28 protein-coding genes are annotated in these 23,460 nt (G+C 56.8%); 13 read left to right on the forward strand and 15 right to left on the reverse strand.

The genetic code is table 11. From position 1 onward, the window contains the following. Positions 1-20: 20 nt before the first annotated feature. From glmS to glmU, 4 genes are read right to left on the reverse strand one after another with little or no spacing between them, the layout of a single operon-like run. On the reverse strand, positions 21-1,844 hold the full coding sequence (gene glmS / locus ACZ1GS_RS10270) for a glutamine--fructose-6-phosphate transaminase (isomerizing) (RefSeq protein WP_472695102.1): 1,824 nt from the start codon (positions 1,842-1,844) through the stop codon (positions 21-23). A gap of 18 nt (positions 1,845-1,862) precedes the next feature. Continuing rightward, positions 1,863-2,228, reverse strand: a complete 366-nt coding sequence (locus tag ACZ1GS_RS10275) for a PIN domain-containing protein (protein WP_472695103.1) — start codon at positions 2,226-2,228, stop codon at positions 1,863-1,865. Continuing rightward, positions 2,228-2,428 (reverse strand): CopG family transcriptional regulator, encoded by a 201-nt coding sequence (locus tag ACZ1GS_RS10280; protein WP_472695104.1) that lies wholly within the window; start codon positions 2,426-2,428, stop codon positions 2,228-2,230. Before ACZ1GS_RS10280 ends, ACZ1GS_RS10275 begins: the two co-directional genes overlap by 1 nt. 37 nt (positions 2,429-2,465) lie before the next feature. Continuing rightward, positions 2,466-3,815 (reverse strand): bifunctional UDP-N-acetylglucosamine diphosphorylase/glucosamine-1-phosphate N-acetyltransferase GlmU, encoded by a 1,350-nt coding sequence (gene glmU, locus ACZ1GS_RS10285; RefSeq protein ID WP_472695105.1) that lies wholly within the window; start codon positions 3,813-3,815, stop codon positions 2,466-2,468. Positions 3,816-3,926: 111 nt separating this feature from the next. On the opposite strand from glmU, the gene ACZ1GS_RS10290 reads away from it, so the two are divergent. After that, positions 3,927-4,616: an HAD hydrolase-like protein gene (locus ACZ1GS_RS10290; protein WP_472695106.1), complete on the forward strand. Its 690-nt coding sequence runs from the start codon at positions 3,927-3,929 to the stop codon at positions 4,614-4,616. 11 nt (positions 4,617-4,627) lie between these two features. Here the strand turns inward: ACZ1GS_RS10290 and ACZ1GS_RS10295 are convergent, their stop codons facing one another. The 4 genes from ACZ1GS_RS10295 to ACZ1GS_RS10310 all read right to left on the reverse strand — a co-directional run bounded on the left by ACZ1GS_RS10295 (position 4,628) and on the right by ACZ1GS_RS10310 (position 7,363). Then, the gene (locus ACZ1GS_RS10295; RefSeq protein ID WP_472698115.1) at positions 4,628-5,650 is read right to left on the reverse strand and encodes a nucleotidyltransferase domain-containing protein; all 1,023 of its coding nucleotides are present in this window, start codon (positions 5,648-5,650) and stop codon (positions 4,628-4,630) included. Further along, positions 5,650-6,519, reverse strand: coding sequence for an HprK-related kinase A (locus ACZ1GS_RS10300; RefSeq protein ID WP_472695107.1), 870 nt, complete (start codon positions 6,517-6,519; stop codon positions 5,650-5,652). Before ACZ1GS_RS10300 ends, ACZ1GS_RS10295 begins: the two co-directional genes overlap by 1 nt. Next, a complete protein-coding gene (locus ACZ1GS_RS10305; RefSeq protein WP_472695108.1) occupies positions 6,516-6,812 on the reverse strand; it encodes an HPr-rel-A system PqqD family peptide chaperone in 297 nt (98 codons plus the stop codon). The genes ACZ1GS_RS10300 and ACZ1GS_RS10305 overlap by 4 nt, the downstream gene beginning before the upstream one ends. Before the next feature lie 107 nt (positions 6,813-6,919). Beyond that, positions 6,920-7,363, reverse strand: coding sequence for a hypothetical protein (locus ACZ1GS_RS10310; protein ID WP_472695109.1), 444 nt, complete (start codon positions 7,361-7,363; stop codon positions 6,920-6,922). Between the two features lie 258 nt (positions 7,364-7,621). Here ACZ1GS_RS10310 and ACZ1GS_RS10315 point away from each other — a divergent pair, with 258 nt between their 5' ends. The 7 genes from ACZ1GS_RS10315 (at position 7,622) to phoB (ending at position 15,149) form a co-directional block, all read left to right on the forward strand. Then, positions 7,622-8,890 (forward strand): sensor histidine kinase, encoded by a 1,269-nt coding sequence (locus tag ACZ1GS_RS10315; protein ID WP_472695110.1) that lies wholly within the window; start codon positions 7,622-7,624, stop codon positions 8,888-8,890. A gap of 153 nt (positions 8,891-9,043) precedes the next feature. Then, positions 9,044-10,087, forward strand: a complete 1,044-nt coding sequence (locus tag ACZ1GS_RS10320; RefSeq protein ID WP_472695111.1) for a substrate-binding domain-containing protein — start codon at positions 9,044-9,046, stop codon at positions 10,085-10,087. Between the two features lie 79 nt (positions 10,088-10,166). Then, the gene (gene pstC, locus ACZ1GS_RS10325; RefSeq protein WP_472695112.1) at positions 10,167-11,549 is read left to right on the forward strand and encodes a phosphate ABC transporter permease subunit PstC; all 1,383 of its coding nucleotides are present in this window, start codon (positions 10,167-10,169) and stop codon (positions 11,547-11,549) included. Continuing rightward, positions 11,542-12,810, forward strand: a complete 1,269-nt coding sequence (gene pstA, locus ACZ1GS_RS10330) for a phosphate ABC transporter permease PstA (protein ID WP_472695113.1) — start codon at positions 11,542-11,544, stop codon at positions 12,808-12,810. Before pstC ends, pstA begins: the two co-directional genes overlap by 8 nt. A 53-nt stretch (positions 12,811-12,863) precedes the next feature. Next, the gene (gene pstB, locus ACZ1GS_RS10335) at positions 12,864-13,694 is read left to right on the forward strand and encodes a phosphate ABC transporter ATP-binding protein PstB (protein WP_472698116.1); all 831 of its coding nucleotides are present in this window, start codon (positions 12,864-12,866) and stop codon (positions 13,692-13,694) included. Between the two features lie 29 nt (positions 13,695-13,723). Further along, positions 13,724-14,449: a phosphate signaling complex protein PhoU gene (phoU, locus tag ACZ1GS_RS10340; protein WP_472695114.1), complete on the forward strand. Its 726-nt coding sequence runs from the start codon at positions 13,724-13,726 to the stop codon at positions 14,447-14,449. A 4-nt stretch (positions 14,450-14,453) separates the two neighbouring features. Next, on the forward strand, positions 14,454-15,149 hold the full coding sequence (gene phoB / locus ACZ1GS_RS10345) for a phosphate regulon transcriptional regulator PhoB (RefSeq protein WP_472695115.1): 696 nt from the start codon (positions 14,454-14,456) through the stop codon (positions 15,147-15,149). 70 nt (positions 15,150-15,219) lie between these two features. Here the strand turns inward: phoB and ACZ1GS_RS10350 are convergent, their stop codons facing one another. From ACZ1GS_RS10350 to epsC, 3 genes are all read right to left on the reverse strand, one after another. Further along, positions 15,220-16,578 carry an OprO/OprP family phosphate-selective porin gene (locus tag ACZ1GS_RS10350; RefSeq protein ID WP_472695116.1) on the reverse strand — a complete coding sequence of 453 codons (1,359 nt, stop codon included), beginning with the start codon at positions 16,576-16,578 and terminating at the stop codon, positions 15,220-15,222. A gap of 129 nt (positions 16,579-16,707) precedes the next feature. Beyond that, positions 16,708-16,983 carry a DUF2794 domain-containing protein gene (locus ACZ1GS_RS10355; protein ID WP_472695117.1) on the reverse strand — a complete coding sequence of 92 codons (276 nt, stop codon included), beginning with the start codon at positions 16,981-16,983 and terminating at the stop codon, positions 16,708-16,710. A 92-nt stretch (positions 16,984-17,075) separates the two neighbouring features. Further along, positions 17,076-17,780, reverse strand: a complete 705-nt coding sequence (epsC, locus tag ACZ1GS_RS10360) for a serine O-acetyltransferase EpsC (protein ID WP_472695118.1) — start codon at positions 17,778-17,780, stop codon at positions 17,076-17,078. A 153-nt stretch (positions 17,781-17,933) separates the two neighbouring features. Between epsC and ACZ1GS_RS10365 the strand changes: the two genes are divergently transcribed. After that, complete coding sequence (locus ACZ1GS_RS10365; RefSeq protein ID WP_472698117.1) at positions 17,934-18,857, forward strand: hydrogen peroxide-inducible genes activator; 924 nt, start codon at positions 17,934-17,936, stop codon at positions 18,855-18,857. A gap of 3 nt (positions 18,858-18,860) precedes the next feature. Here ACZ1GS_RS10365 and ACZ1GS_RS10370 read toward each other — a convergent pair whose 3' ends face one another. The 3 genes from ACZ1GS_RS10370 to pgsA are packed head-to-tail and all read right to left on the reverse strand — an operon-like array spanning position 18,861 to position 20,125. Further along, positions 18,861-19,304, reverse strand: coding sequence for a molybdenum cofactor biosynthesis protein MoaE (locus ACZ1GS_RS10370; protein ID WP_472695119.1), 444 nt, complete (start codon positions 19,302-19,304; stop codon positions 18,861-18,863). After that, entirely contained in the window at positions 19,301-19,564 is a 264-nt protein-coding gene (gene moaD, locus ACZ1GS_RS10375; RefSeq protein ID WP_472695120.1) for a molybdopterin converting factor subunit 1, read from the reverse strand. Before moaD ends, ACZ1GS_RS10370 begins: the two co-directional genes overlap by 4 nt. Before the next feature lie 9 nt (positions 19,565-19,573). Then, a complete protein-coding gene (gene pgsA, locus ACZ1GS_RS10380; RefSeq protein ID WP_472695121.1) occupies positions 19,574-20,125 on the reverse strand; it encodes a CDP-diacylglycerol--glycerol-3-phosphate 3-phosphatidyltransferase in 552 nt (183 codons plus the stop codon). A gap of 206 nt (positions 20,126-20,331) precedes the next feature. Here pgsA and ACZ1GS_RS10385 point away from each other — a divergent pair, with 206 nt between their 5' ends. Next, positions 20,332-21,618 (forward strand): MFS transporter, encoded by a 1,287-nt coding sequence (locus ACZ1GS_RS10385; RefSeq protein WP_472695122.1) that lies wholly within the window; start codon positions 20,332-20,334, stop codon positions 21,616-21,618. Positions 21,619-21,652: 34 nt separating this feature from the next. Here the strand turns inward: ACZ1GS_RS10385 and ACZ1GS_RS10390 are convergent, their stop codons facing one another. Continuing rightward, complete coding sequence (locus ACZ1GS_RS10390; protein WP_472695123.1) at positions 21,653-21,871, reverse strand: hypothetical protein; 219 nt, start codon at positions 21,869-21,871, stop codon at positions 21,653-21,655. Between the two features lie 256 nt (positions 21,872-22,127). Between ACZ1GS_RS10390 and ACZ1GS_RS10395 the strand changes: the two genes are divergently transcribed. From ACZ1GS_RS10395 to hslV, 3 genes are all read left to right on the forward strand, one after another. Beyond that, entirely contained in the window at positions 22,128-22,376 is a 249-nt protein-coding gene (locus tag ACZ1GS_RS10395; protein ID WP_472695124.1) for a hypothetical protein, read from the forward strand. A gap of 142 nt (positions 22,377-22,518) precedes the next feature. Beyond that, complete coding sequence (locus ACZ1GS_RS10400) at positions 22,519-22,827, forward strand: putative quinol monooxygenase (RefSeq protein WP_472695125.1); 309 nt, start codon at positions 22,519-22,521, stop codon at positions 22,825-22,827. Between the two features lie 70 nt (positions 22,828-22,897). Then, entirely contained in the window at positions 22,898-23,440 is a 543-nt protein-coding gene (gene hslV / locus ACZ1GS_RS10405) for an ATP-dependent protease subunit HslV (protein WP_472698118.1), read from the forward strand. Positions 23,441-23,460: the final 20 nt, after the last annotated feature.

The raw sequence follows: 23,460 nt of genomic DNA on the forward strand, positions 1-23,460 counted from the left end.
CGATGCGTTACACTATATGCTCATTCAACGGTAACCGATTTGGCCAGATTGCGCGGCTGATCGACGTCCGTGCCTTTGGCGACCGCGACATGATAGGCCAGCAGTTGAACCGGCACTGCGTAAACCAGTGGGGCTATTAACGGGTGTACTTTCGGCATTTCAATTGTCGCCATGCAGCCCTCTCCGGCTTCGGCGAGCCCTTCTGAATCGGATATCAGCACAACCTTGCCGCCGCGCGCCCGCACCTCTTGCATGTTGCTGACGGTCTTTTCGAACAACGGCCCCGATGGCGCGAGAACGATCACCGGCACCGCTTCGTCGATCAGCGCAATCGGTCCATGTTTCATCTCGCCCGAAGCATAGCCCTCCGCGTGGATATAACTGATTTCCTTCAGTTTCAGAGCCCCTTCCAGCGCCAGCGGATAGTCCGGACCACGGCCGAGATAGAGCACATCCCGCGCCGGAGCGATGAGATGCGCCATGTCGGCAATATCCTTGTCATGCGCCAGGGCGGCGTTCAGCGCCGCCGGGGCTTCGGTCAGATGCTCGACGATTTCCTGTTCTTCCGCCCGGGTCATCTTGCCCTTGACCACCGCGAGATGTGCGGCGAGCGCAGCAAGAACCGCCAACTGGCAGGAAAAGGCCTTGGTGGACGCGACGCCGATTTCGGGGCCGGCGTGGGTCGGCAGCAGCAAATCGGCCTCGCGGGCCATCGAACTGGTTGGCACATTGACGACAACGGCGATTTTCTGCCCCTGCTCCTTGGAATGACGCAAGGCTGCAAGGGTGTCGGCGGTTTCGCCCGATTGCGAGATAAACAGAGCCAGTCCACCGGGTTCCAGAACCGGGTCGCGATAGCGAAACTCGGACGCCACATCGAGATCAACAGGCACCCGGGCAAACGTCTCGAACCAGTATTTTGCAACCATTCCGGCATAATAGCTGGTCCCGCAGGCGACAATCGTGATCCGTTTGATATCCTGCAGATCGAAGTCCATCTGCGGCAAAGCCACTTGCTGCTCGAGCGGCCGAATATAGCTGCGCAGGGTTTGGGCAACCACCGTCGGCTGCTCGAAAATCTCTTTCTGCATGAAGTGGCGATAATTGCCCTTTTCGATGGTCGCAGCGGATACACCTGATGTCGTAACTTCGCGCGTTACCGGGTTGTTATTCTTGTCAAATATTTCAGCGCCTTCACGCGTGACAACCACCCAGTCGCCTTCTTCGAGATAGGCGATTTCCTGGGTCAGGGGTGCAAGCGCCAGCGCATCGGACCCGAGATAGGTTTCGCCGTCACCATAGCCGACCACCAGCGGCGATCCCAGCCGCGCACCGATCAACAGATCCGGGTGCGATCGAAAGGCGATGGCCAGCGCAAACGCGCCCCGCAGCGTCGGCAAGACCGCCTGGATGGCGTCTTGCGGCGATTTTCCGTTTTCGACCTGTTCGCTGACCAGATGGGCGACCACTTCGGTATCGGTTTCGCTTTCAAAGGACCGGCCGCGTCCACTGAGTTCGTCCCGCAGCGATTTGAAATTCTCGATGATGCCGTTATGTACCAGCGCCACTTCCGGCGTGGCATGCGGATGGGCATTGGATGTTGTCGGCGCGCCATGGGTGGCCCATCGGGTATGAGCAATGCCAATGTCGCCGGCCGCATCATCGGTCTTCAGCACCTTTACCAGATTGGCCAGCTTGCCTTCTGCGCGGCGACGGATCAGTTGGTTATCGGCAACCGTACAGATACCCGCGCTGTCATAGCCGCGATATTCCATTCGCTTGAGACCATCAACCAGACGATCCGAAACGGCTTCCTTGCCAACAATTCCAATAATTCCGCACATGGTTTTTCGGGCTTTCTGCTAGAGCGTATAGGGAATCCGGATCCCCGGCATGGCCGCCGGGAAATCCTTTATATTGCGAGTCACCAGGATGGAACCGTTAACCTGCGCTGATGCAAAGATTATCGCATTGGACAGGTTCATTTCGGTCCGGTGATAGATATCGGCCGCCGCATCGGAAATCCGGGCGTCCAGTTCCACAATCTCGAAGGCGGCCAGCAAATCCTGCACCGGCTTGCGCCTTTCCAAGGGATCGACCGCGGCGATCTCGATCCAGCTGATCCGGCTGATCCGGTGCTGGGGATAGCGCTCCAGTTCCGCGGCCGCCGGTTGATGGCCCTTGAGCCAGTCGATCAGGATGTCGGTGTCAAAAAAAGGCGCGGCCATTAACGATCCTGCCCCTCGCCTGTCGGCTCAGGATGCTGCCAATGGCCCAGTCCGCGCTGGATCCAGTCTTCGGATGCCTGCATGCGAAAGGCCGTGACCGCCTGACGCAACAAGGCCGCCCGCGACGTTCCCTGCTCTGCCGCCTGCGCATCGAGCCATTGTACGTCGTCTTCAGAAAGATCAGCCAGTATCCGTGTCATGATGCTCTGATATCATATCATGATATCATGTCAATAGTCACTGCGCCGCTTTTTTCTTCGCCATCACGTCACGGAATTTCTTGGACCAACCGGGTTTTTCGCTCTGTTCGGCGCGGACGACCCCCAGAGCGTCAGCCGGGACATCCTTGGTGACCGCGGAACCAGCCGCAACCATTGCTCCGTCACCAATGGTGACGGGTGCGACCAGCGCGCTGTTCGAACCAACGAAAGCGCCCTTGCCGATCACGGTCTTATACTTGAAATAGCCGTCATAGTTGCAGGTAATCGTCCCCGCGCCGATATTTGCCCCCTCGCCCACTTCCGCATCGCCGAGATAGGTCAGATGATTGGCCTTGGCGCCCTTGCCCAGCACGGCCTTTTTCATCTCGACAAAATTGCCGATTTTTGATCCTTCTTCGAGCACCGCACCGGGACGCAGTCTAGCAAAAGGACCGACACTGGCTTTCGCACCAATGGTGGCGCCTTCAATATGGCTATGGCCATAGATTGTCGCGCCCGAAGCCACGGTCACACCGGAGCCAAAAATCACATTGGGTTCTACAACGACATCCGCTGCAATGGCGGTATCACTGGAAAACCAGACGGTTTCCGGCGCGATCAGGGTGACGCCGTCTGCCATCGCCTGCGCCCGGCGGCGCTGTTGCCACGCCCCTTCCACCGCGGCCAATTCCGCGCGGCTGTTGACCCCGGCGACTTCAGCCGGGTCCTCCACTTCGATCACCGCACTGTTCTGACCCGGCAGCATGACAATATCCGGCAGATAATATTCGCCCGCGGCATTGTCGTTGCTGATCTGGTCCAGCAATATGAACAGGTCGGTGGAACGGACCGCCATCAACCCGCTGTTGCAGAGATTGACCGCCCGCTCCGTGTCATTGGCGTCCTTATATTCCACCATTTTTTCGATTTCGCCCTGGTCATCGGCGATAATCCGGCCATAGGCGCCCGCATCTTCCGGGCGAAAGCCCAGCACAACAGCACGGGGATCAGTGCCGTTGTTCATCCGGAATATCATCGCCTGCATCGTTTCGGCGCTGACCAGCGGCACGTCGCCATAGAGTATGAGCACATCGCCGGCAAAGCATTCCAGCGCGGCTTTTGCCTGTGCCACGGCGTGACCGGTGCCGAGCTGATCGTCCTGCACCGCGATCGCCACATTCCGGCCGGCCACGCTGTCTTCAATCTGTTCGCGCCGGGCGCCGACGACGACAACCGTGCGTTCAACGCCGATAGCATCGACGGTATCCAGCAAATGATGCAGCATCGGCTTGCCCGCGATCGGATGCAATACCTTGTGCAGTTCCGATTTCATCCGGGTTCCCTGTCCGGCGGCCAGGATGATAGCGGCTAAAGGGCGTTTGTTCATAGGTTCACTCCGACACTCGACATGCAGCGATACTGGCCTCGGCTCAGTTGCTCCGCCCCATGCCATGAGAGGCTTGCTTATGCCAGTCTGTTCAGGCCATGGAGACAGGATATGACAAAATTTCCTTTCCAAATCGTGGGCTTTGATCTCGACGGAACATTGCTCGACACCAGCATGGAACTGGCCGCCTCACTCAACCATGCGCTCGATAGAGTTGGTCGCCCGCAAGTGGATGCCGGTTCGGTCCGCTCCCTGGTCGGGATGGGCGCGCGGCATATGCTGGCGATGGCGCTGGAGCAATCGGGGGAAAAGCACCCGGCGCTGGTCAAACAACTGATGCCGGTGCTGATCGACCATTATGAAGCCAATCTGGGAACCAATGCGCCAGCCTTTGACGGGTTGCTGGACGCGATGGACCGGTTGCAGCATCAGGGTGTAAAACTGGCTGTGGTGACCAACAAATTCGAGCATCTGGCGATCAAGCTGCTCGGCAATGTGGCCATGCTGGATCGCTTTGAAACGGTGATTGGCGGCGACACCATGGGCAAAGGCCGCAGCAAGCCGGAACGCGACCCGATTGATGAAATGATCCGGCGGTGCGGTGGCGAAATTGGCGCCACTCCGGCGGCTTTTGTCGGGGACAGTGTCTTTGACGTCAAGGCGGCCCATAGTGCCGGAATTCCGGCCGTCGCCGTCAGCTTTGGCTTTCTCCATCAGCCGGTTGAGCAACTTGCCGCCGATGCGACGATCGATCATTATGATGAGTTGCTGCCCGCTCTGATTGGGCTGCACAAGACGTAATCAGCAATGGTCTAAGCGGGCGCTTTGCGCCATTTCGTCCACAAATGCCGCGCCAGCATCAGCGGCGGCATTCTCAGCCAGTGGGACCGAATATAGAAGAGCTGCCGGGTAATCTTGCGGGTTTCCTGCCCGTAACCATTGCGGGCCAGCAGACGCCGGACATAGAAACGATCGCTGACCAGGTTGCTACCCGTATATGGCTTACTGACCGGCGTGCCATAGAGGCGCGCGGCGAGGCGCAGCGCGCGCGCCAGATGCGGCTTCAGTTGATGGAGGCCCGCGCGCTGTTCGAGCATCGTCCAGAACGCATCATCCGCAGCGGAAAATTCCCGAACCAGCTGATCAATGTCCCACAAATTCCGCAACCCACCCGCCAGATCTCCATCGGCAAACAGATGCGCGACGGCATGCAATAGCATGTCAGCCGGTGCCATGACATAAAGTCCCGAAGGCAATTTGACGGCCGCATCGAGCATCGCCAAAGGGTCCGGGGTCGGACCGGCGGTCAGCGGCAAGGTCGTGTGATGGACATCAATCATGCGATCGCGCTCGCGATGGATGAGCGGCGGCAGCTCGTGCATATGCGCGCGATAATAGTGATCATCATAGGGATCGGGCTTCACCCACTCCCATCCGGCATCCAGCAAGGCTTCTTCCACTACCGCCAGCTGCGCCCGGTCGACCATGATATCGAGATCACCGATATTCCGGCCCTGTCCGGCGGAATAGCCGGCTTCGACATATGCGGTGCCCTTCATCAGAACGATCTTGAGATCGAGAGATTCCAGCACGCGCCGCGCACAATCGGCTTCCCAGTGGGCCTGGACATGCCCGTAATCGGTCGATTCAATCGCATCTTTCAGGATCGGTCGAACAGCGCCAGGCACCGGCAACCCCTGCAACCGATGCGCCAGGCTCCCCATCAGGGCTTCAGCCCGGGCAATACTGACCAGATCGGTCCAACCCGCGCTGTCCAGTGCCAGAACGGACTCCGGCTCCCGCAAGGCGTCGACCAATGGCTGGGCATCGCGCATCATGCCAGATCTTCCCACAGACCGGTGATCAGATCTTGGGCTTCGCTCCCGGATTCAAAATCTATCGCGCGCGCCGGAATCGAATCCACCAATGCCGTCAAAGATCGAAAACCCGCCTCCCCCAACGCAACATAATTGGTCGAAGCCTGGGTCAGTCGCACGAATATTTCGCTTTTTCCGATTTCCCGCACCGCGGCCGCGTGCCCGAACCGCGGAAACAGCAACAAGGCGGGCTTCGCGGGTTCGGTCATCGCCGCAAGGGCCTGTCCGTGCGGCACCAAGTGCCGGATGTCGCCCTTTGGTGTCCCCCGCATGATCGGACCGAACCGGTGTTCATCGACCTGGTCCTCGACCGCCTTGATGGCTTCGTTTTTCAAGCTGATCAGCCGTGGGAACGGATGAACCATGCCGGTTTCCGGGCATAGCAGCGCAAATTCGTCACCCATGAACCGCCAGCCCTGTTCTCCAAGCAAGGCCGAAAGAGTCGATTTGCCGGAACCGGACAGACCGGTCAGCAGCAGCGCTTTGCCATCTTTTTCGACGCTGCTGGCATGCAGCAGCAAATGCCGCCGCCAGCCCAAGGCCATTTGCAAATTCATGCCCATTTCCGCAGCCAGCAAAGCCTGACGCAGCGGCAAAGGCGCTGCGTCGGGCAGCCAGTAATCGCCGGTAATATGCACCGAAGGCCGGACAAAACGGCGCCATAAACTGGTCGATTCCAGCCGTACGGTGAAATCAGCATGCTGGTCGGTGACGGACGGGTAACTGCCATAAAGCGAGGCCAGCTGACGCAAGGGTTGCGGCCAGGCCGAAACAATCCGGAATCGCGCTGGCCCAATGCCGAGAAACAGAGGCGAGGACGTATTCAAGGCTGCGCGATCCGCTCGACCAGGCCCAGCGCGCAAAGCTCTTCCAGTCGCGCCAACACAATATCGGCAACCGCAGCCGTTTCGTCCAGATCATCCAGATCATATTGGTTGGTCATGGCCGCCGCTATATCTGCGACCGACATGGTGCGCGCCGCCATCACCTCAAGCAAGGCGGGCACCGGGTCTGCAACGATATGCGTGATGCCCGAGTTTTTCTGGAAGATCAGCGTCATGCTGTCCAGCGGATGGACAGTCAGCGCATCGGCTGGAGAGGCTCGGTATAACGGGCTCATGATGGCGTCTTACTGTCCTGTTCGCGGCAAGTCATTCGAAACAAGCCGGTCCCATAGCATCAAAGCGTTAATTTTCGTTGGTCGAAGCGGCGTCTCGGGCGCTCGGTCTAGCGCGGCATCTGCAAGGATGCGTAACAGGTAAAGCCGCTTTGGCCCGATTGCAGGCGCCGGATATAGTTCACATAGGCACGGGACTGGTCATAGGATGTGCCCGGCAAGGACCGCCCGTTCATCGCCCGGCGCACTTCTTCGCCGGTAAAATTGCGTCCAGCCGTTGGAAATGCGCCCGGCGTGTCGGGAGAAACAATCCGGCCATCGGCGCCAATATAACCGCCACCCGCGTGATTGCCAGGCACCGGAATTTCGCAATTCAGCACCGAACCAGTGGTTTGCGCCAGAGCCGGCTTGATGCTGACCACGGCCGATGCGGTCACCGCCCCCATCATCAACGCGCGGCGACGGGTTACGATTCCAGCCTTTTCCGCGCTGGAATCATCAGCATTTTCAACGCTGTTGGATAAATCCTGATTATGATCCTGTTTGTTCGTCATGGTTCTGAAATTCCTCTGCAATTTGTCCTTAGAAAGAAAAACCGTGAATGGCGAGTAAACAGTGAACGGTTGGCATGGCGCGTCCTTATTCGGGACAAATCGCCAAAAACCCTTAACGCACGCTAGCGGCACGACGAAATACAAAGGCTATCGCAACAGGATATCACCGGTTTGGGCCGGTATTGCAGACATAATCATTGCAGATATCCGGTTTAAACACGTAAGCGTGCCTAATTCGGTCATCCAAATAGGGTCAGCATGATTCCTTTTTCTCCGTTACGCCTGTTTGTCGCGCTTATCCTGATTGGTTTCGGGGCAATCATGGCGACCCAGACTTCGGGTACCGGGGTGCAAATTTTTATCACCTCGCTATTTGGCATGATCGCCGTCGCCATCGTTGCGCTGGAGGAACGGGAGGCCCCGGCGCCGGATTTCAGCGCGGTTGAACGGCAACGCAAGCGGCTGCTCTATCAGGGCCGTGCCGATGCCTATGAAGATGTCATCACGCCGATTACCGACCCGATTTTGCTGATCCGCAACGCGAAAGTGGCCGCCGCCAATCCCGCCGCCCAGAATTTTCTCGGCAGTCATATTGTCGGTGAGGATGTCCGCGTTGCCATTCGCCATCCCGCCGCTGCAGACCGTCTCGCCAACCCCAACGCAGAACATAGTGGCGAACCGATATTGCTGGTCGGGGTCGGCAGCGCCGATCAACGCTGGGAATTGCGCATTCACGCGCTAGGTGACGGATTGAAACTGGTCCAGCTATCCGACCAGAGCAGTCGCTATGCAGCGGAACGCATGCGGACGGATTTTGTCGCCAATGCCAGCCATGAACTGCGCACACCGCTGGCGGCGATCAAGGGTTTTATCGAAACATTGGAAAATCCTGAAGCCGGACAGGATCGCGATACCCGGGCGCGGTTCCTGCAGATCATGTATCAGGAAGCGGATCGCATGCAGCGGCTGGTCGAGGATCTGATGTCCCTGTCCCGCATCGAAGCGGAGAAATATGAACTGCCTTCCGAGCCCGTGAATCTCGCCGAGCTGGTTGCCGATGTCAAAGCGGTGTTTCTCAACGGGCGCAGCAAGAAGGATCATGATTTTATCGTTAGCCTGCCGGAAAAGACGCCCATGGTGCTCGGCGATCGGGCGCAATTGTCCCAACTGCTCCACAATCTGGTCAGCAACGCTTATAAATATGGGCGGCGCGGATCACCGGTCACCGTTGCCGTCGAAGCAAGCAGTTCGGGCTCCATGCTGCGATTGTCGGTTTCGGACCAGGGCGAAGGCATTGCGCTTGAACATATTCCCCGGCTCACCGAACGCTTTTATCGAGTCGACAAGGGCCGAAGCAAATCCATTGGCGGAACCGGTCTCGGCCTGGCCATCGTCAAGCATATCACCGAACGGCACGGCGGACGGATGGTCGTCACCAGCGAGCAAGGCACGGGAACCCAGGTCACGATCTTTCTGCCCGCGATTCAGGCCGACAGCGAAACAATCCAGGCCCCGGCAAACCTGTGATAGCGCGCCACCGCTGAACGACTGTCACATAACTGTAACAAATCTGTAACCTATAGGACATTGCGCCCTTCTAAACACGGCGCAGAAAGACCGGGATGAATGACCGATTCTCGGCTGAATTTTCCAATACTCCACAACAAACGGGGACAATGAATGTTTAGAAAAGTCGCACTTCTTGCGGTATCCACGCTCGCTCTTGCAGCCTGCCAGGACCAGGCTTCCGGCGGCCAGGGCGGTACCCGCGAAGAAATCCGCATCGTCGGATCCTCAACCGTATTTCCATTCGCCAAGGCGGTGGCAGAGCAATTTAGCTCCGATGGCGCAAACACATCACCGATTCTGGAATCGACCGGAACCGGCGGCGGTATGAAATTATTCTGTGCCGGTGTCGGCGCGGATACGCCGGATATTGCCAACGCTTCACGGCGGATGAAGGCGACCGAGTTTGAAATGTGCAAAGACAATGGCGTCACCGACGTCGTCGAAGTGCAGATCGGCATTGACGGCATCGCGATTGCGCAAGCCAATGAAGGGCCGTCCATCACGCTGACGCCGACTCAAGTCTATCGAGCCATTGCGGAGCGTCCGTTCGGCAAGAAAAACGAAACCAAGAACTGGTCGGACATCGATCCTGCGCTTCCCAATGTTGCCATCAGTGTTTACGGACCGCCTTCGACGTCCGGAACGCGCGACGCGCTCACCGAACTGATCATGGAAGTCGGATGCAAGACCGATGCCGCTACCAAGGCTCTCAAAGAAACCGACGAAGACGAATATGATGCCATTTGTCACGATGTTCGGGCCGATGGCGCCTATATTGACGCGGGTGAGAATGACAATCTGATCGTGCAAAAACTGAAAGCCAACCCCAATAGCGTCGGTATTTTCGGTTATAGCTTCCTCGAAGAAAACACGGACAGCGTCCGCGGTATTGCGGTTTCCGGAGTCGCTCCGACCTATGATGCGATTGCATCGGGTGAATATCCCGGCGCCCGTCCGCTGTATATCTACGCGAAGAAACAGCATGTTGGCGTTATTCCTGGGCTGCAGGAATATCTGGTCGAATTTGTGAACGCCGGAACAAGAGATGGTTATCTGGTCAAAGCCGGTCTGATTGCATCGCCTGATGATGCCCGCGCGACGATGACAGATGTTGCCAAAAACTTGCCGGTGCTTACTGGTGCGGAATTGAATTAATGTTAAAAGGGGGAAGCTGGTCCGGTGGCCGGCCTCCCCTTTTCCCTTGCCCTTTCGTCTAAGGACTGGCCGAAACATCGTGACAGGTTCTATTCTCTTTCTGCTCATCGTGAGCCTCGGAGCCATTGCCTGGTTTTTTGGCCGCGTGAAGGCGGCCGGATTCCGGGCTACCAAAACCGATCGCAATGCGATTCATTCCCTGCCCAACTATCACGGACTATATGTCGGACTGTGGGCGATCGGACCCGCGCTCCTGTTCCTGACCATATGGGGCATGGTCAGTCCGGCGCTGATCACCGACGCGGCCTTGTCCAGTCCCGCAGCCGAGCAATTGCCCGCTGATCCCTTTGCCCGTGGTTCAATACTGGCCGAAGCCCGATCCATTGCGTCCGGTCAGCAAGTCAAGGCCTTCAACCCGCTGTCCAAGACGATGGTTGAGCCCTATGAAGCGGCGATATCCTATTATCAGATGATCGGCACAGTCGCCGCTCTGCTGCTGGTCTTTGCATTTGGCGCCTTTGCCTGGTTGCGGATCAAACCGGATCTGAGAGCGCGCACCAAGATCGAGCGGGTCACGATGATGACGCTGCTGCTGGCATCGTTGATCGCGACGATTACCACAGTCGGCATTTTTGCTTCTCTGATATTCGAGTCGGTGCGGTTTTTCTCAATGGTGTCGCCGCTGGAGTTTCTGTTCGGCACGGAATGGAATCCCAAGGCGGTTGCCGGTCCGCGCGGTGAAACCGGTTTTGGTGCCATTCCGTTGTTCTGGGGCACGATTTTCATCGGCGCCATCATCGCGATGATTGTCGCCATTCCGCTCGGCCTGATGAGCGCGATCTATCTCACCCAATATGCGCCTCCCAAATTTCGCGCCTGGATGAAGCCGATTCTGGAAGTCCTCGCGGGCGTTCCGACCGTCGTCTACGGTTATTTTGCGGCGCTGACCGTAGCGCCTGCGCTTCGGGATTTCGCGGTCTGGATCGGTATTTCCGGCGCGTCTTCCGAATCCGCTCTGGCAGCCGGCGTGGTCATGGGCATCATGATCATCCCGTTCGTTTCTTCCATGGCCGACGATTCGATCGCGGCGGTGCCCAGCGCCATGCGCGACGGGTCCCTCGCCATGGGCGCGACCAAGAGCGAAACGATCAAGAAAGTCCTCATCCCCGCCGCCCTGCCTGGCGTCGTCGGCGGTGTCCTGCTGGCCGTGAGCCGCGCGATCGGGGAAACCATGATCGTGGTGATGGCGGCCGGTCTCGCGGCAAACATGACCGCCAATCCGTTTTCCAGCGTCACCACCGTGACCACCCAGATTGTTCAGCTGCTCACCGGCGACCAGGAATTTGACAGTCCGAAAACACTCGCCGCCTTTGCGCTGGGGCTGGTTCTGTTCATCGTCACTCTGCTGCTCAATCTCATCGCCTTGCGCGTCGTAAAGAAATATCGGGAGGCCTATGAATAGCACCCTCGCCTTTCAGGAAGAGCGCACGCCGACCAACTGGCAGGACGATGCGATGCAAAAGCGCATCAAGCGGCGCTATGCGTCGGAGCGCCGGTTCAAGGCATTGGGCCTTGGCGCGATCATCTTGTCCGCCAGTTTCCTCGCCTTTCTGCTGATCGTCATGATTGGCAATGGTCTGCGCGGATTTACCCAGACCGAGCTGCCGCTGGAAATCGATTTCCCGGCGATGACCGGAGGCGCGTCGGCCAGTCAGTTTGAAGGCCCGAATGCGGTCGCCAATCTCCGCAGCCTCGGCATGCGCGACATTGTCGAAGCGAGCATTCAGATCCAATATGGCGAGACCGGCACAGAGTTATTCTCCGCCAGTGCCTGGCAGGCCGTCAATGACGCCTTGCTGAGTGACCCGCAAGTGGTCGCAACAAAAACCACGGTCTATCTGCCGGTCGAATCCGAAATTGATGTGGCGTATAAAGGCGACGGATCTGCTGAAGCCGAGCAGATCGTCAGCGACATGAAAGACAGTTTGAGCACAGGATTCAACAAGAATTTCCTGTTCAATTCCGATGCGACCGACCCGATGCAGGTTGGTATCTGGGGCGCGCTCAAGGGGTCGTTGATCACCATGTTCATCACCTTGATGATCGCTTTCCCGATTGGCGTGCTGTCGGCGCTGTATCTCGAGGAATATGCGCCAAAAAACCGTTTCACCGACCTGATCGAGGTTTCGATCAACAATCTGGCGGCGGTGCCTTCGATCATCTTCGGTCTGCTCGGTCTGGCGGTCTTTCTCAACCTCTTCGGCTTGCCGCGATCCGCGGCGCTTGTCGGAGGCCTGACCCTGGCACTGATGACCATGCCGGTGATCGTCATTTCCGGACGAAACGCGGTCAAGGCGGTTCCGCCGTCCATTCGCGAAGCGGCCTTGGGTATCGGGGCAAGTCCCATGCAGGTCGTGTTCCATCATGTTTTGCCGCTGGCCCTGCCCGGCATTTTGACCGGTACGATTATCGGCATGGCCCGCGCGCTCGGGGAAACGGCGCCGCTTCTGATGATCGGCATGCGCGCCTTCATCGCGACGCCGCCCAATGGGGTGACCGATCCATCAACCGTATTGCCCGTTCAGATTTTCCTGTGGTCCGACGAAGTCAATCGTGGCTTCGTGGAAAAGACATCGGCTGCGATTATCGTGCTGCTGCTGTTCCTGCTGACCATGAATGCCCTCGCAATCTATTTGCGCAACCGATTTGAAACCCGCTGGTGAACAAGGCGATGAACGATATGGAAAAGGCGCCAACCCTCGAAGAAGGCCAGATTATGACTGATACGGATATCGACACAGGGACACCGGAGGAAAAGCCGGCTAAGGATCAACCCACGGCTGGTGAAGGCCCGCCAAAGATGACCACCCGCAATGTCGACGTTTTCTACGGCGAGAAACAGGCCATTAAAGACGTGTCGATTGACGTCAACATGGACAATGTCACCGCGTTTATCGGGCCGTCGGGTTGCGGGAAATCGACTTTTTTGCGCTGCCTCAATCGGATGAACGACACGATTCCGATTGCCAAAGTCACGGGTGATATCACGCTGGAAGGCGAAGATATCTATGCCCAGAAAATGGATGTTGTCCAATTGCGCGCGCGGGTTGGCATGGTGTTCCAGAAACCCAATCCCTTTCCAAAGTCCATCTATGACAATATCGCCTATGGCCCGCGTATTCATGGCCTCGCCACCGGCAAGGAAGAACTCGATGCCATTGTCGAAACCTCGTTGCAAAAGGCCGGTCTGTGGGGGGAAGTGAAGGATCGTCTGCAGGACAGCGGCACCGCACTGTCCGGTGGCCAGCAGCAGCGTCTGTGCATCGCCCGCGCTATTGCTGTCGACCCCGAGGTCATATTGATGGACGAGCCCTGCTCCGCACTGGATCCCATTGCGACCGCCAAGATCGAGGAGTTGATCCATGAATTGCGCGGCAATTATGCTATTGTGATCGTGACCCATAATATGCAGCAGGCCGCCCGTGTCTCACAACGGACCGCCTTTTTCCATTTGGGCACATTGGTCGAATATGGCGTAACATCGGATATATTCACCAATCCGCGGGAAGACAAAACCCGCGATTATATTACCGGACGCTACGGCTAGCGCACTTGAAACAATAAAGGATGGCACTCATGCCAAACAGCGGCACAGAACATACAGTCAAAGCCTTTGACACCGACATCAACGAATTGCGCGGGATGGTCGCAGAAATCGGCGGGCGCAGCGAACAAGCGATCGCCAAAGCGATGCGCGCGCTGGAAAAGCACGACTTGAAGCTCGCCGCAGAAGTGGTTGCCGAAGACAAGATCATCGATGATCTGGAAAAACGGATTGATGACCTGACCTTTCAAACCATCGCCCTGCGCGCGCCGATGGCCGATGATTTGCGGGAATTGATCGCAACGTTCAAGATTTCCGGCGTGGTCGAGCGCATTGGGGACTATGCCAAGAATATCGCCAAGCGCGTTCCGGTGATTGCCAGCACCCACAAGCTCGGCCCCGCGTCGCTCTTGCCTTCAATGTCGAATATCGCCTCGCAACTGGTGCGCGATTCCCTCGAGGCCTTTGCGCGCCGGGATGCGGACCTGGCGCTGGAAGTGTCCGAACGCGATCAGGTTGTGGATGATTTTTACACCAGCATCTTCCGGTCAGTGATCACCTATATGATCGAAAATCCGAAAGATATTGGCGAAGCGGCGCATTTGCTGTTTATCGCAAAAAATCTCGAGCGCATTGGCGACCACGCGACCAATGTGGCAGAAATGGTATATTTCGCGGCCAAGGGTGAACCTATGCCGGAGCGTGATCGCGGCGAGAATCCCACCGACTTACTGGAAGAACCGACAAACGAGAGATAGCAAGATGTCCAATGCAAGGCTGTTACTGGTTGAAGATGATGCCGCTCTGGCTGAGCTGTTGTCATGGAACTTCAAAAAGGAAGAGTATGAGGTCATTCAAACGGCCGATGGCGAAGAAGCCTTGCTGCTGGTCCAGGAAAACCGGCCCGATGTCATCCTGCTGGACTGGATGATCGAGAATCTCTCTGGAATCGAAGTCTGTCGGCGGCTCCGCCGATCTCCGGAAACCGCCAATATTCCGATCATCATGCTCACCGCGCGCGGAGAGGAAGAAGACAAGATTCGCGGGCTGGAAACCGGTGCCGATGATTATATCACCAAGCCCTTCAGCCCGCGCGAACTGATTGCCCGGGTCAAGGCGGTATTGCGGCGCGTACGCCCTGCCCTTGCCGGCGAAAAGCTCGCTTTTGGTGATCTGGAAATGGACACCGTCGGTCACAAGGTCAAACGCAGTGGCGACGTCATTCCGCTTGGACCGACAGAATTTCGCCTGTTGCGGCATTTTCTGGAACATCCCAACTGGGTCTTCTCGCGCGAACGCTTGCTCGACAGCGTCTGGGGGCAGGACAGTGATATCGAGCTGCGCACCGTCGACGTCCACATCAGGCGATTGCGCAAGGCGCTAAATGCCAACGAACGCCCCGATATTATCCGGACGGTGCGCTCGGCCGGCTATGCTCTGGATACCGAAGCCGCCTAAATTCTAAACCTGCAGACAACAAAAAGGCCGGGTTTGCAGCCCGGCCTTTTTGGTTTCAGGTGATGCCCGATCAGAAAGCGATTTGGGCGCGCGCGCCGATGACATCGACCGAATAATCATTCGGCGCTCCCGGCACGATACCGAACGCATCGCCATAAGACAGATGACCGTAGTTCAGCAGGAACCGAACATAGTTGACCGGAGTCCAGATCAGGGACGCCATATAGCCATCCTGGGTACCGCCGATAATTCCGGAATCGGTCAGGTCCAGCCGGTCATAACGGACATTGATCTGCCAGGCGCCGCTGCCGCCGGAACCAACCGGGTTTTTGACTTTAACACCCTTGAAAACACCGCCTTTATACTCGCGCTGATCGTCGGTCAGGAACAGACCGGCTTCAATCGATCCGCCGAAAAAGGTCGGGCTGACAACCATCGAACGGTTGACCTTGGCCCAATGCGTTTCGGCCACGGCGTGAAAACGCCCCGAGACAACCGCCGCCTCAAGCCCGTAGGTCAATTGTTCTTCGGCACCGGGAATATTGCCGGTGTTGATGAAACGCGTGCTGACGCTGTGAATCAGCGGCCGTTGCCGGTAGCGCACCGAATTGATCGTGTCGCCCAGGCTTTTCCAGTGCACCGAGCCGCCGAGATGCAACTGCGCATCGCCGATTTTGGGCGCATAGACCACCCGGCCATCCAGCCCAATGCTGTCATTACCGGCGCTGAGATCATCGATATTGTCGGTGAAGACACCGCCCTGCAACAGAAGGTCACCGGTCGCATAAGCCGCCGACACACCGACCTGGCGTTCAAAACCAAAGGCATCGGTAAAGGCCGACCGCTCAATGAAGCTGGTGTCGTTGCTGCTCGACAATTCTTCGAGCGACTGGAAATTATTATGCTGTCCAACCGTGATCGTAAGCCCACCGGTCTTGTAATCCAGATAAGCGTCGGTCAGCTCCACACCATCCGCAATGTCCGCTTCCAGCTTATATCCAAAGCCGCCAGGAATCTTGCCCTGCACCCCAAGCCGCACCCGGCGAGCTTCATTTGAAAACCCTTCACCGGGAATAGAAATGGTGGAAGGAACCGATGTCAAATTATTGAAATCATATAATATCCGACCCCTTGGCTTGAAGCTCCAGCCGTCGTCGCTCTTGATTTCTGGAGCGCCCTTCCAGGTGATTTTGTTCGTGTCATTGGCTGCAACTGTTTCCTGAACTTCCGCAACGGTTTCGGTCTGCTTCTGCTGCACGGTTTCCACGGAACTCAGCTGCGCCCGCAGACTAACCACTTCCTGTTCAAGTTGATTGAGCCGGTCCAGCAACGCCGCCGCCTGTTCACTGGAAATCGGTGTGGCCAGCGCTTGCGATGGAAGAAATACGGTGGCTGCAACCCCGGCTGCCAGAATGGATTTGAATGTCATGATCAATTGGTCCCCGAAAAAGGATCTGAAAGAATGATGACGGCAATATGATGTGTTCGTTTCGAAAAAACGTCAGTTTTATGTCAGTTTTTTTACAGGGCTGGCTGACGCTATCGGTCGGAGATTGGCTTATTCCGAAACCAGTTTCATCAACTGCCGTTCAAGTGGTGCCAAAACCGGGACCAGGTCATGCCCGCGCTTGAGAATCTGGCCATGTTCGCCGTGCAGCGTCCACATGCCTTGCTTGTTGCGATTGGCCGGCCGTTTTTCAATGCGCATCTGGGGGCGCTCGGAAGCGCGACGAAAGGCGGCAAAAATAGCGGCATCCTTGCCCATGTCCATGGCATAATCCCGCCAATGGCCCGCCGCCACCATCCGGCCATAGAGATCCATGATCCGATTCATTTCGCGCCGCTCAAAGCCGACCTGAAGCACCGCGTTTCCCCGATTCGGGAAAATCGCAACATTCGAGGCCCCATCTGGCTGATCCGTGCGCTTCAAGCGCTGTCTCGCTCGCTTCCCGACTTGTCATCCAGGCTGGAATCCCGCTGCTCTGCAAATGCAGCAATCCGTTTCTGCAGCTGTTCCATTTCACACTGCAATATTTCCAGCTTTTGCGTAGCCGGATCAAAGACCTCGCTGCACGGTGTGCCGTAAGGCGTGAAATCCTGCTGATACTCCTCGACCTGCACCAATGTTGGCCGCGCCCGGACACCGACCATGGTGGCGCCTTCGGGCACATCCTGCGTCACTACCGCATTGGCGCCGATGCGCGACCGCTTGCCGATGGTGATGGGCCCCAATATCTGCGCTCCCGATCCCAAAATAGCATCATCTTCAATCGTGGGATGACGTTTGCCGCCGACGCCGTTGGTCGGATTGGTTCCGCCGAGCGTCACGCACTGATAGATAGTGACATTATCGCCGATAATCGCGGTTTCTCCGATGACAGAAAAACCATGGTCGATGAACAGATGCCGGCCCACCTTGGCGCCGGGGTGGATATCGATCCCGGTAAACAGACGCGCAAAATGATTAACGAACCGCGCGAGGAAGTACAGTTCCCCCTTGAACAGCCAGTGCGCGATACGATGCAGCCCGACCGCCAGCACCCCGGGATAAAGCAAAATTTCCCAGCGAGACCGCGGCGCCGGGTCACGCGCTTTGATCGAATCCAGATATTGGCCAAGGTCCCGAAACATGTTTTTCTCCGGAGAATTTACAAGTCTCAAGCTAAGGCTCCTGTGACGGATTATCCAGTCCTTTCTTGCAACTTGTTTTAATCTGGCTGTTTTCCCCCTCGCATAAATCTGCAAATTGAATTATTGAGCCCACAATTATTGAAGGACTGAATGATGTCGACCTATTTGCCGACGCTGAAACAATTGCAATATCTCGTTGCGCTGCAGGAACACGGGCATTTTGGCCGGGCGGCAGAGGCTTGTTTTGTGACTCAATCAACATTGTCCGCCGGCATCAAGGAACTGGAAACATTGCTCGACGTGGTGCTGGTCGAGCGCACCCGACGGGTGGTTCGCTTTACCGAACTCGGCAACCAGATGGTCGAGAAATCCCACAGAATTTTGCGCGAGGCCGAAGAATTGTCCGAAATGGCCCGTTCCGCCGGACAGCCCCTGGTTGGCGATGTCCGGATGAGCGTCATTCCGACGATCGCGCCGTTTCTGCTGCCCAAATTGCTGCCGCGCCTGCGCAAGGACCGGCCCGAGCTCAAACTTTATCTGAAAGAAGAAACCAGCCAGGCGGCCTGCGATTCCCTGCACCATGGCCATGTGGATTGCGTGATCCTGGCGCAGCCCTTCCCTTGCGGGGATATCGAATCCGAGGTGCTGTTCGACGACGAGATATTTGTCGCCTTTCCGAAAGATGATCCGCGCGATCCGCCGGCAACGATCGATCCGGCGATTATTGATGAAAACAGGCTGTTGCTGCTCGAAGACGGGCATTGTCTGAAGGATCACGCCCTGGCGGCGTGTAACCGCCCGGAACTGCGCGCTTCGGCGCGCATGATGGGCACATCGCTACATACCCTGGTACAGATGGTCGATAATGGCCTGGGCCTGACGCTTTTGCCCAAAATGGCTATCGATAGCGGCATTTTGGATCATACCGATATTATCGCCCGGCCGATTAAATCTGATCATGCTTCGCGCAATATCGCTTTGGTTTGGCGCAAGAACAGCCCTCGGAAAGATGAGTTCAAGCTACTCGCCGAGATCATGCGCGAGGGACAGAATTGGGTTATGAGCAAGGAGCAATAGGCCCTACTGGTCCCACTCGGATGCGGCATCCAGATCCGATTGGCGTTCACTTACCCACCGTTCTTCGCCATCTGCGGATATTTCCTTCTTCCAGAACGGCGCAACGGTTTTCAGTTGATCCATGATGTAGGAGCAGGCGGCGATTGAGTCTTGCCGATGATCGGAGCCGGTGCAAACCATTACAATCTGCTCACCAACCCGCAACCGGCCGATCCGATGAACAATCGTGATCCCGTGGAGCGCCCATTTCTCCGCCGCCCGGTCGGCAATAGCGCGCAACGCCTTTTCGGTCATCGCCGGATAATGTTCCAGTTCGAGGGCGACCAGCGACGCATCGCCGCGCACCTGACCGACAAAACTGGCCACAGCGCCGCCGCCCAATGCGGCCAGTTCGCTAATCGTTCGACCTGCATCAAAATCATCGCCGCTGACCGTTACGGTAATCATCCGCCGGTCACGGGTGGGAAAATCGCGAGTTCCTTCGCGCCCGTCAGGGCCTGTTCGGTCCCGACAAAGTCCTGATCGAGCGCAAAACGGAGCTTTTCCATATCGGCAAAAGCCTGCGCGTATCGACCATCCGAAGCGCACAAATGCGCCAGCAAATCACCGACCGACCGGACCGAATCAGGAAGATCAAGCTGGTCTTCGTCCCGGCCCACTTTTTCGCGGACCCAGGCAAAATAGAGTATCGTCAGAGATTGCGCCATGATCGCATCCTAATCCATATGCTTGAGGCCGACCCGCAGATAATCCCAGCCGGTGATTAGCGTCAATATCGCGGCCGCCCACAGCGACCACAGACCAGCGGTCTTGATCAGCTCAAATTGCGGCAGACCGCCGGCCAGGATTAATGCGCCGAGCGAGAAAAGCTGAAACGTGGTTTTCCATTTTGCCAGCTTGGACACCGGCACGCTGACCTGCAGTCCGGCCAGAAATTCACGCAAGCCGGACACCGCGATTTCACGCAGCAATATCACCAGTGCTGCGATCACGTGAAGGCCTTCAATATCGCGCGTGGCGCACAGGATCAGCACCACCGATGCCACCATGATCTTGTCGGCAATCGGGTCGAGAAAAATCCCGAGCTTGGAAACCGTGCCCTGGGCGCGGGCCAGATAGCCGTCGAAATAATCGGTGATGGCCATCAGGCTATAGAGGCCGAACGCCAGCAGATACCCCAGTTTCCAGCTTTGATCCCACAGCAACCAGACCAGGAACGGCATGGTGAAAATGCGGGACAGCGTCAATATATTCGGAAGATTCAGCATATTGCCGGTTGCCATAACGGGGTTTGCGCGAAAGTTAAATCCTAACTGTCGCAACCGCCTTCAAAGCCGACCGTGCCAAGGCCGCCAAACCGGGTGTTTCTCTCTGACGATCGGCAAGCAACGCCTTGCGCTCCCTAAATAGCTTGTTAGGGTGCCCCCTCGCCTCTTCCCCTGTCTGGCAGCGCGCAACAACAGGAAAATCCAACATGTCATCAGCCCTCCGACTATTGGCCAAACGCCGATTCTGGCCTTTATTCGTGACGCAGCTGCTCGGGGCGTTCAACGACAATCTGTTCAAATTTTCGATGGTCATTTTGGTGACCTATGGAATCTATCAGGACCCGGCACAGGATTTTCAGTTCAATGCGCTGGCGTCCGGCATATTCATTCTCCCTTTCTTTTTGTTCTCCTCCTTGGCCGGCCAACTCGCCGACAATTATGACAAGGCCCGAATCACCCGGGTGGTCAAGAATCTGGAAATTGCCATTGCGATCATCGGTGGTATCGGCCTGTGGATTCAATCGATTCCGATCATGCTCACGGCGCTGTTCCTGCTCGGCCTGCAATCGACTTTTTTCGGCCCGATTAAATATGCGATTCTTCCGCAACATCTCGAGAAAGACGAAGTTCTGGCGGGCACCGGACTGGTGGAAGCCGGAACCTATATCGCCATTCTCGCCGGCACGATTCTCGGGGGAATTATCATCGACCGCAACGGCAATGGTGTGGAGCTGGCAGTGGTTGCGGTGTTTTTCGTCGCGCTGGTCGGAAGACTCGGTGCACAATTTCTGCCCAGTGCACCCCCGCAAAAGGATGTCGAGAAAATCGATTTCAATTTCGTCCGGTCCTCGATCCGGCTGATTTCGGCCACGCTCCATATCCGCCGTCTCTATCTCGCTATCGTCGCGATCAGCTTTTTCTGGACCATCGGATCCGTGCTGGTGATCCAGTTCCCGCCACTGGTCGAAAATGTCCTGACCGCAACACCGGCCGTGGCCAGCTTGTTCCTTGGTGTTTTCTCGATTGGCATCGCGGTGGGTTCAATCCTGATCAACCGATTGCTCAAATCCGAAGTCTCGGCGCGCTATGCGCCGATTAGCGTGATTGCGATGGGGGTATTCGTTACCATCCTCTATTTCATTGCTCGCGGGTGGGATGGCCTGGAAGGTGGCGATCTGTACACGTTTGAAACCTTCATGCTGCACGACGGCGCCTGGGCCTTGCTCGGCACCCTGGCCGGTGTTGCCATTTTTGGCGGCATGTTCGTCGTCCCGCTCTACGCCTTTCTGACCACCACCGTCGATATCAGCGAAACCGCCCGCACCATCGCGGCCAACAATGTCGTCAACTCCGGTTGCATGGTATTGGGCGCTTTGGCTGCGCTGGGATTGAGCATGCTGGGTGTTTCCACCACCGAGCAATTATTATTGGTCGCGGCCATGTGCGTCGTCGCGGCCTGGCTAGGTCAGCAACTCCATCTGGCCTGCGATTGAAGCGGGGCAACCCGGAGGCGGGGCGCTCAGATGCCTAGAAAATGAACAGGTAAAAGGCGGTGAAAAACGCCAGGAAGCTCAGCAGGAACAGGTGAACATCTTCGTTTCGCCAAACAGATTTGCGTTGTGCAAGGGCTTCCACCCGGATCTCCTCGCGGGCCTGCAGCGCCGGTTCGACCGGTAATGTCAATCGAAACGGATGCCGCGCGCCTTCGTTGCGCAGGCTCAATGGTCGGGTGCGATGATTTGTCATGCCCAAACATTAACAATTTGTTAGCCATGAAATCCACGGGCAAATCGCCAAAAAGCCAAGCTGTCTTATGATGATACAGTCCCGCCGCAAGTCCTGATCAAACATGGTAAAGGGCCGTACGGGGACCACAGCATTGTGTGATCTTTGCAACAGCATTCAAGAATCGCCCAAATGCGTTCAATCCGGTTGATTTCAAAGAACTTTTGTGGCAGTGGCACAGCTATTGAGTGAAATGCGAAATTTTAAGGAGCTTATTATGCGTTTCGGTAAAATCGGTTTGGCTGCGATTGCAGCCTCTTCTTTGGTTGCGACACCTGTGCTTGCACAAGCTGTTGCTCCAGTAGCTAAAGTTTCCGAAGCTGTGCGTGCTGATGCATCCGCAGAAGACGAAAGCCAGCTCGCTGGCGGATCCGGCATCATCATTGCCGTTCTCGCTGCAGCTGCAGTCATCGGCGGCATCATTGTCGCAGCTGACGGAAGCGACGACACACCAACCAGCCCCTGAATTCAGGCTTTAGGTTAGTAAAAGATGGCGGCCTTTTGGTCGCCATTTTTTTTGCCTGTCAGCGGAGCATCATCGGTTCGATACTCGGCTATGTGACAGCGCCATATTCTTGTTCAACCGCGAACCACTGAGGAAAGAGACGATGATTTTCGTGCAAGGCTGGATCAAGCTGCCTCCGGAAAGCACAGCGGCGCTGATCGATGCTGCTGCGGCAATGGCGAAAGCTACCCGCGCGGAAGCCGGCTGCCTCCATTACAGTTTTGCTCAGGATATTTCTGCGGACAATCTCTTTCATATTGTCGAGCGGTGGCAGAATGAAACCGCTCTGGAAGCCCATTTTCAGACCACACATATGGCAATCTTCAATAGCATTTTGACGCAACACCGGATCGAAGCAATGGATGTTCGCCTCTATGCCGGAGAAGAAGTCCGGGTGTTGATGCAAAGCTGATCGGCCAGCGCTTGCACTTGCGCATCCGATTTCCCATATGCGCTTTATGACAGAAAATCAGCAGCATGGCATGCAGCAATGGCATGGCACCACCATCTTATCCGTCCGCAAAAATGGCAAAGTCATCGTCGTTGGCGATGGGCAGGTTTCCATGGGCCAGACGGTCATGAAACCCAATGCCCGCAAAGTCCGGCAATTGCATGACGGATCAGTGATCGGCGGCTTCGCCGGCGCAACCGCGGATGCCTTCACTCTTTTCGAACGGCTAGAGGCCAAGCTCGAACGGCACAATGGACAGCTGATGCGGGCAGCCGTTGAATTGGCGAAAGACTGGCGGACCGACAAATATCTGCGCAATCTTGAAGCGATGATGATCGTCGCGGATAAGGATGTGACATTGATCCTGACCGGCAATGGCGATGTGCTGGAGCCCACGCAGGGCATAGCCGCCATCGGATCTGGTGGCAACTTCGCGTTGGCCGCGGCCCGGGCTTTGATCGACTATGAAAAAGACGCAGAAAAACTCGGCAAGAAAGCCATGGCGATTGCCGCCGATGTGTGTGTTTACACCAATGATCAGATCACGCTCGAGCTGCTCGACAGCGCGACATAATCTCTGATCGTCATTTTCCT

The sequence above is a fragment of the Parasphingorhabdus sp. W113 genome (genome assembly GCF_055693205.1).

Bases quoted from the DNA above. Each gene is read 5' to 3' on its own strand.
- glmS (WP_472695102.1), bottom strand. From the start codon at position 1,844: ATGTGCGGAATTATTGGAATTGTTGGCAAGGAAGCCGTTTCGGATCGT.
- ACZ1GS_RS10275 (WP_472695103.1), bottom strand. From the start codon at position 2,228: ATGGCCGCGCCTTTTTTTGACACCGACATCCTGATCGACTGGCTCAAG.
- ACZ1GS_RS10280 (WP_472695104.1), bottom strand. From the start codon at position 2,428: ATGACACGGATACTGGCTGATCTTTCTGAAGACGACGTACAATGGCTC.
- glmU (WP_472695105.1), bottom strand. From the start codon at position 3,815: ATGAACAAACGCCCTTTAGCCGCTATCATCCTGGCCGCCGGACAGGGA.
- ACZ1GS_RS10290 (WP_472695106.1), top strand. From the start codon at position 3,927: ATGACAAAATTTCCTTTCCAAATCGTGGGCTTTGATCTCGACGGAACA.
- ACZ1GS_RS10295 (WP_472698115.1), bottom strand. From the start codon at position 5,650: ATGCGCGATGCCCAGCCATTGGTCGACGCCTTGCGGGAGCCGGAGTCC.
- ACZ1GS_RS10305 (WP_472695108.1), bottom strand. From the start codon at position 6,812: ATGAGCCCGTTATACCGAGCCTCTCCAGCCGATGCGCTGACTGTCCAT.
- ACZ1GS_RS10310 (WP_472695109.1), bottom strand. From the start codon at position 7,363: ATGACGAACAAACAGGATCATAATCAGGATTTATCCAACAGCGTTGAA.
- ACZ1GS_RS10315 (WP_472695110.1), top strand. From the start codon at position 7,622: ATGATTCCTTTTTCTCCGTTACGCCTGTTTGTCGCGCTTATCCTGATT.
- ACZ1GS_RS10320 (WP_472695111.1), top strand. From the start codon at position 9,044: ATGTTTAGAAAAGTCGCACTTCTTGCGGTATCCACGCTCGCTCTTGCA.
- pstA (WP_472695113.1), top strand. From the start codon at position 11,542: ATGAATAGCACCCTCGCCTTTCAGGAAGAGCGCACGCCGACCAACTGG.
- pstB (WP_472698116.1), top strand. From the start codon at position 12,864: ATGACTGATACGGATATCGACACAGGGACACCGGAGGAAAAGCCGGCT.
- phoU (WP_472695114.1), top strand. From the start codon at position 13,724: ATGCCAAACAGCGGCACAGAACATACAGTCAAAGCCTTTGACACCGAC.
- phoB (WP_472695115.1), top strand. From the start codon at position 14,454: ATGTCCAATGCAAGGCTGTTACTGGTTGAAGATGATGCCGCTCTGGCT.
- ACZ1GS_RS10350 (WP_472695116.1), bottom strand. From the start codon at position 16,578: ATGACATTCAAATCCATTCTGGCAGCCGGGGTTGCAGCCACCGTATTT.
- ACZ1GS_RS10355 (WP_472695117.1), bottom strand. From the start codon at position 16,983: ATGAATCGGATCATGGATCTCTATGGCCGGATGGTGGCGGCGGGCCAT.
- epsC (WP_472695118.1), bottom strand. From the start codon at position 17,780: ATGTTTCGGGACCTTGGCCAATATCTGGATTCGATCAAAGCGCGTGAC.
- ACZ1GS_RS10365 (WP_472698117.1), top strand. From the start codon at position 17,934: ATGTCGACCTATTTGCCGACGCTGAAACAATTGCAATATCTCGTTGCG.
- ACZ1GS_RS10370 (WP_472695119.1), bottom strand. From the start codon at position 19,304: ATGATTACCGTAACGGTCAGCGGCGATGATTTTGATGCAGGTCGAACG.
- moaD (WP_472695120.1), bottom strand. From the start codon at position 19,564: ATGGCGCAATCTCTGACGATACTCTATTTTGCCTGGGTCCGCGAAAAA.
- pgsA (WP_472695121.1), bottom strand. From the start codon at position 20,125: ATGCTGAATCTTCCGAATATATTGACGCTGTCCCGCATTTTCACCATG.
- ACZ1GS_RS10385 (WP_472695122.1), top strand. From the start codon at position 20,332: ATGTCATCAGCCCTCCGACTATTGGCCAAACGCCGATTCTGGCCTTTA.
- ACZ1GS_RS10390 (WP_472695123.1), bottom strand. From the start codon at position 21,871: ATGACAAATCATCGCACCCGACCATTGAGCCTGCGCAACGAAGGCGCG.
- ACZ1GS_RS10395 (WP_472695124.1), top strand. From the start codon at position 22,128: ATGCGTTTCGGTAAAATCGGTTTGGCTGCGATTGCAGCCTCTTCTTTG.
- ACZ1GS_RS10400 (WP_472695125.1), top strand. From the start codon at position 22,519: ATGATTTTCGTGCAAGGCTGGATCAAGCTGCCTCCGGAAAGCACAGCG.
- hslV (WP_472698118.1), top strand. From the start codon at position 22,898: ATGCAGCAATGGCATGGCACCACCATCTTATCCGTCCGCAAAAATGGC.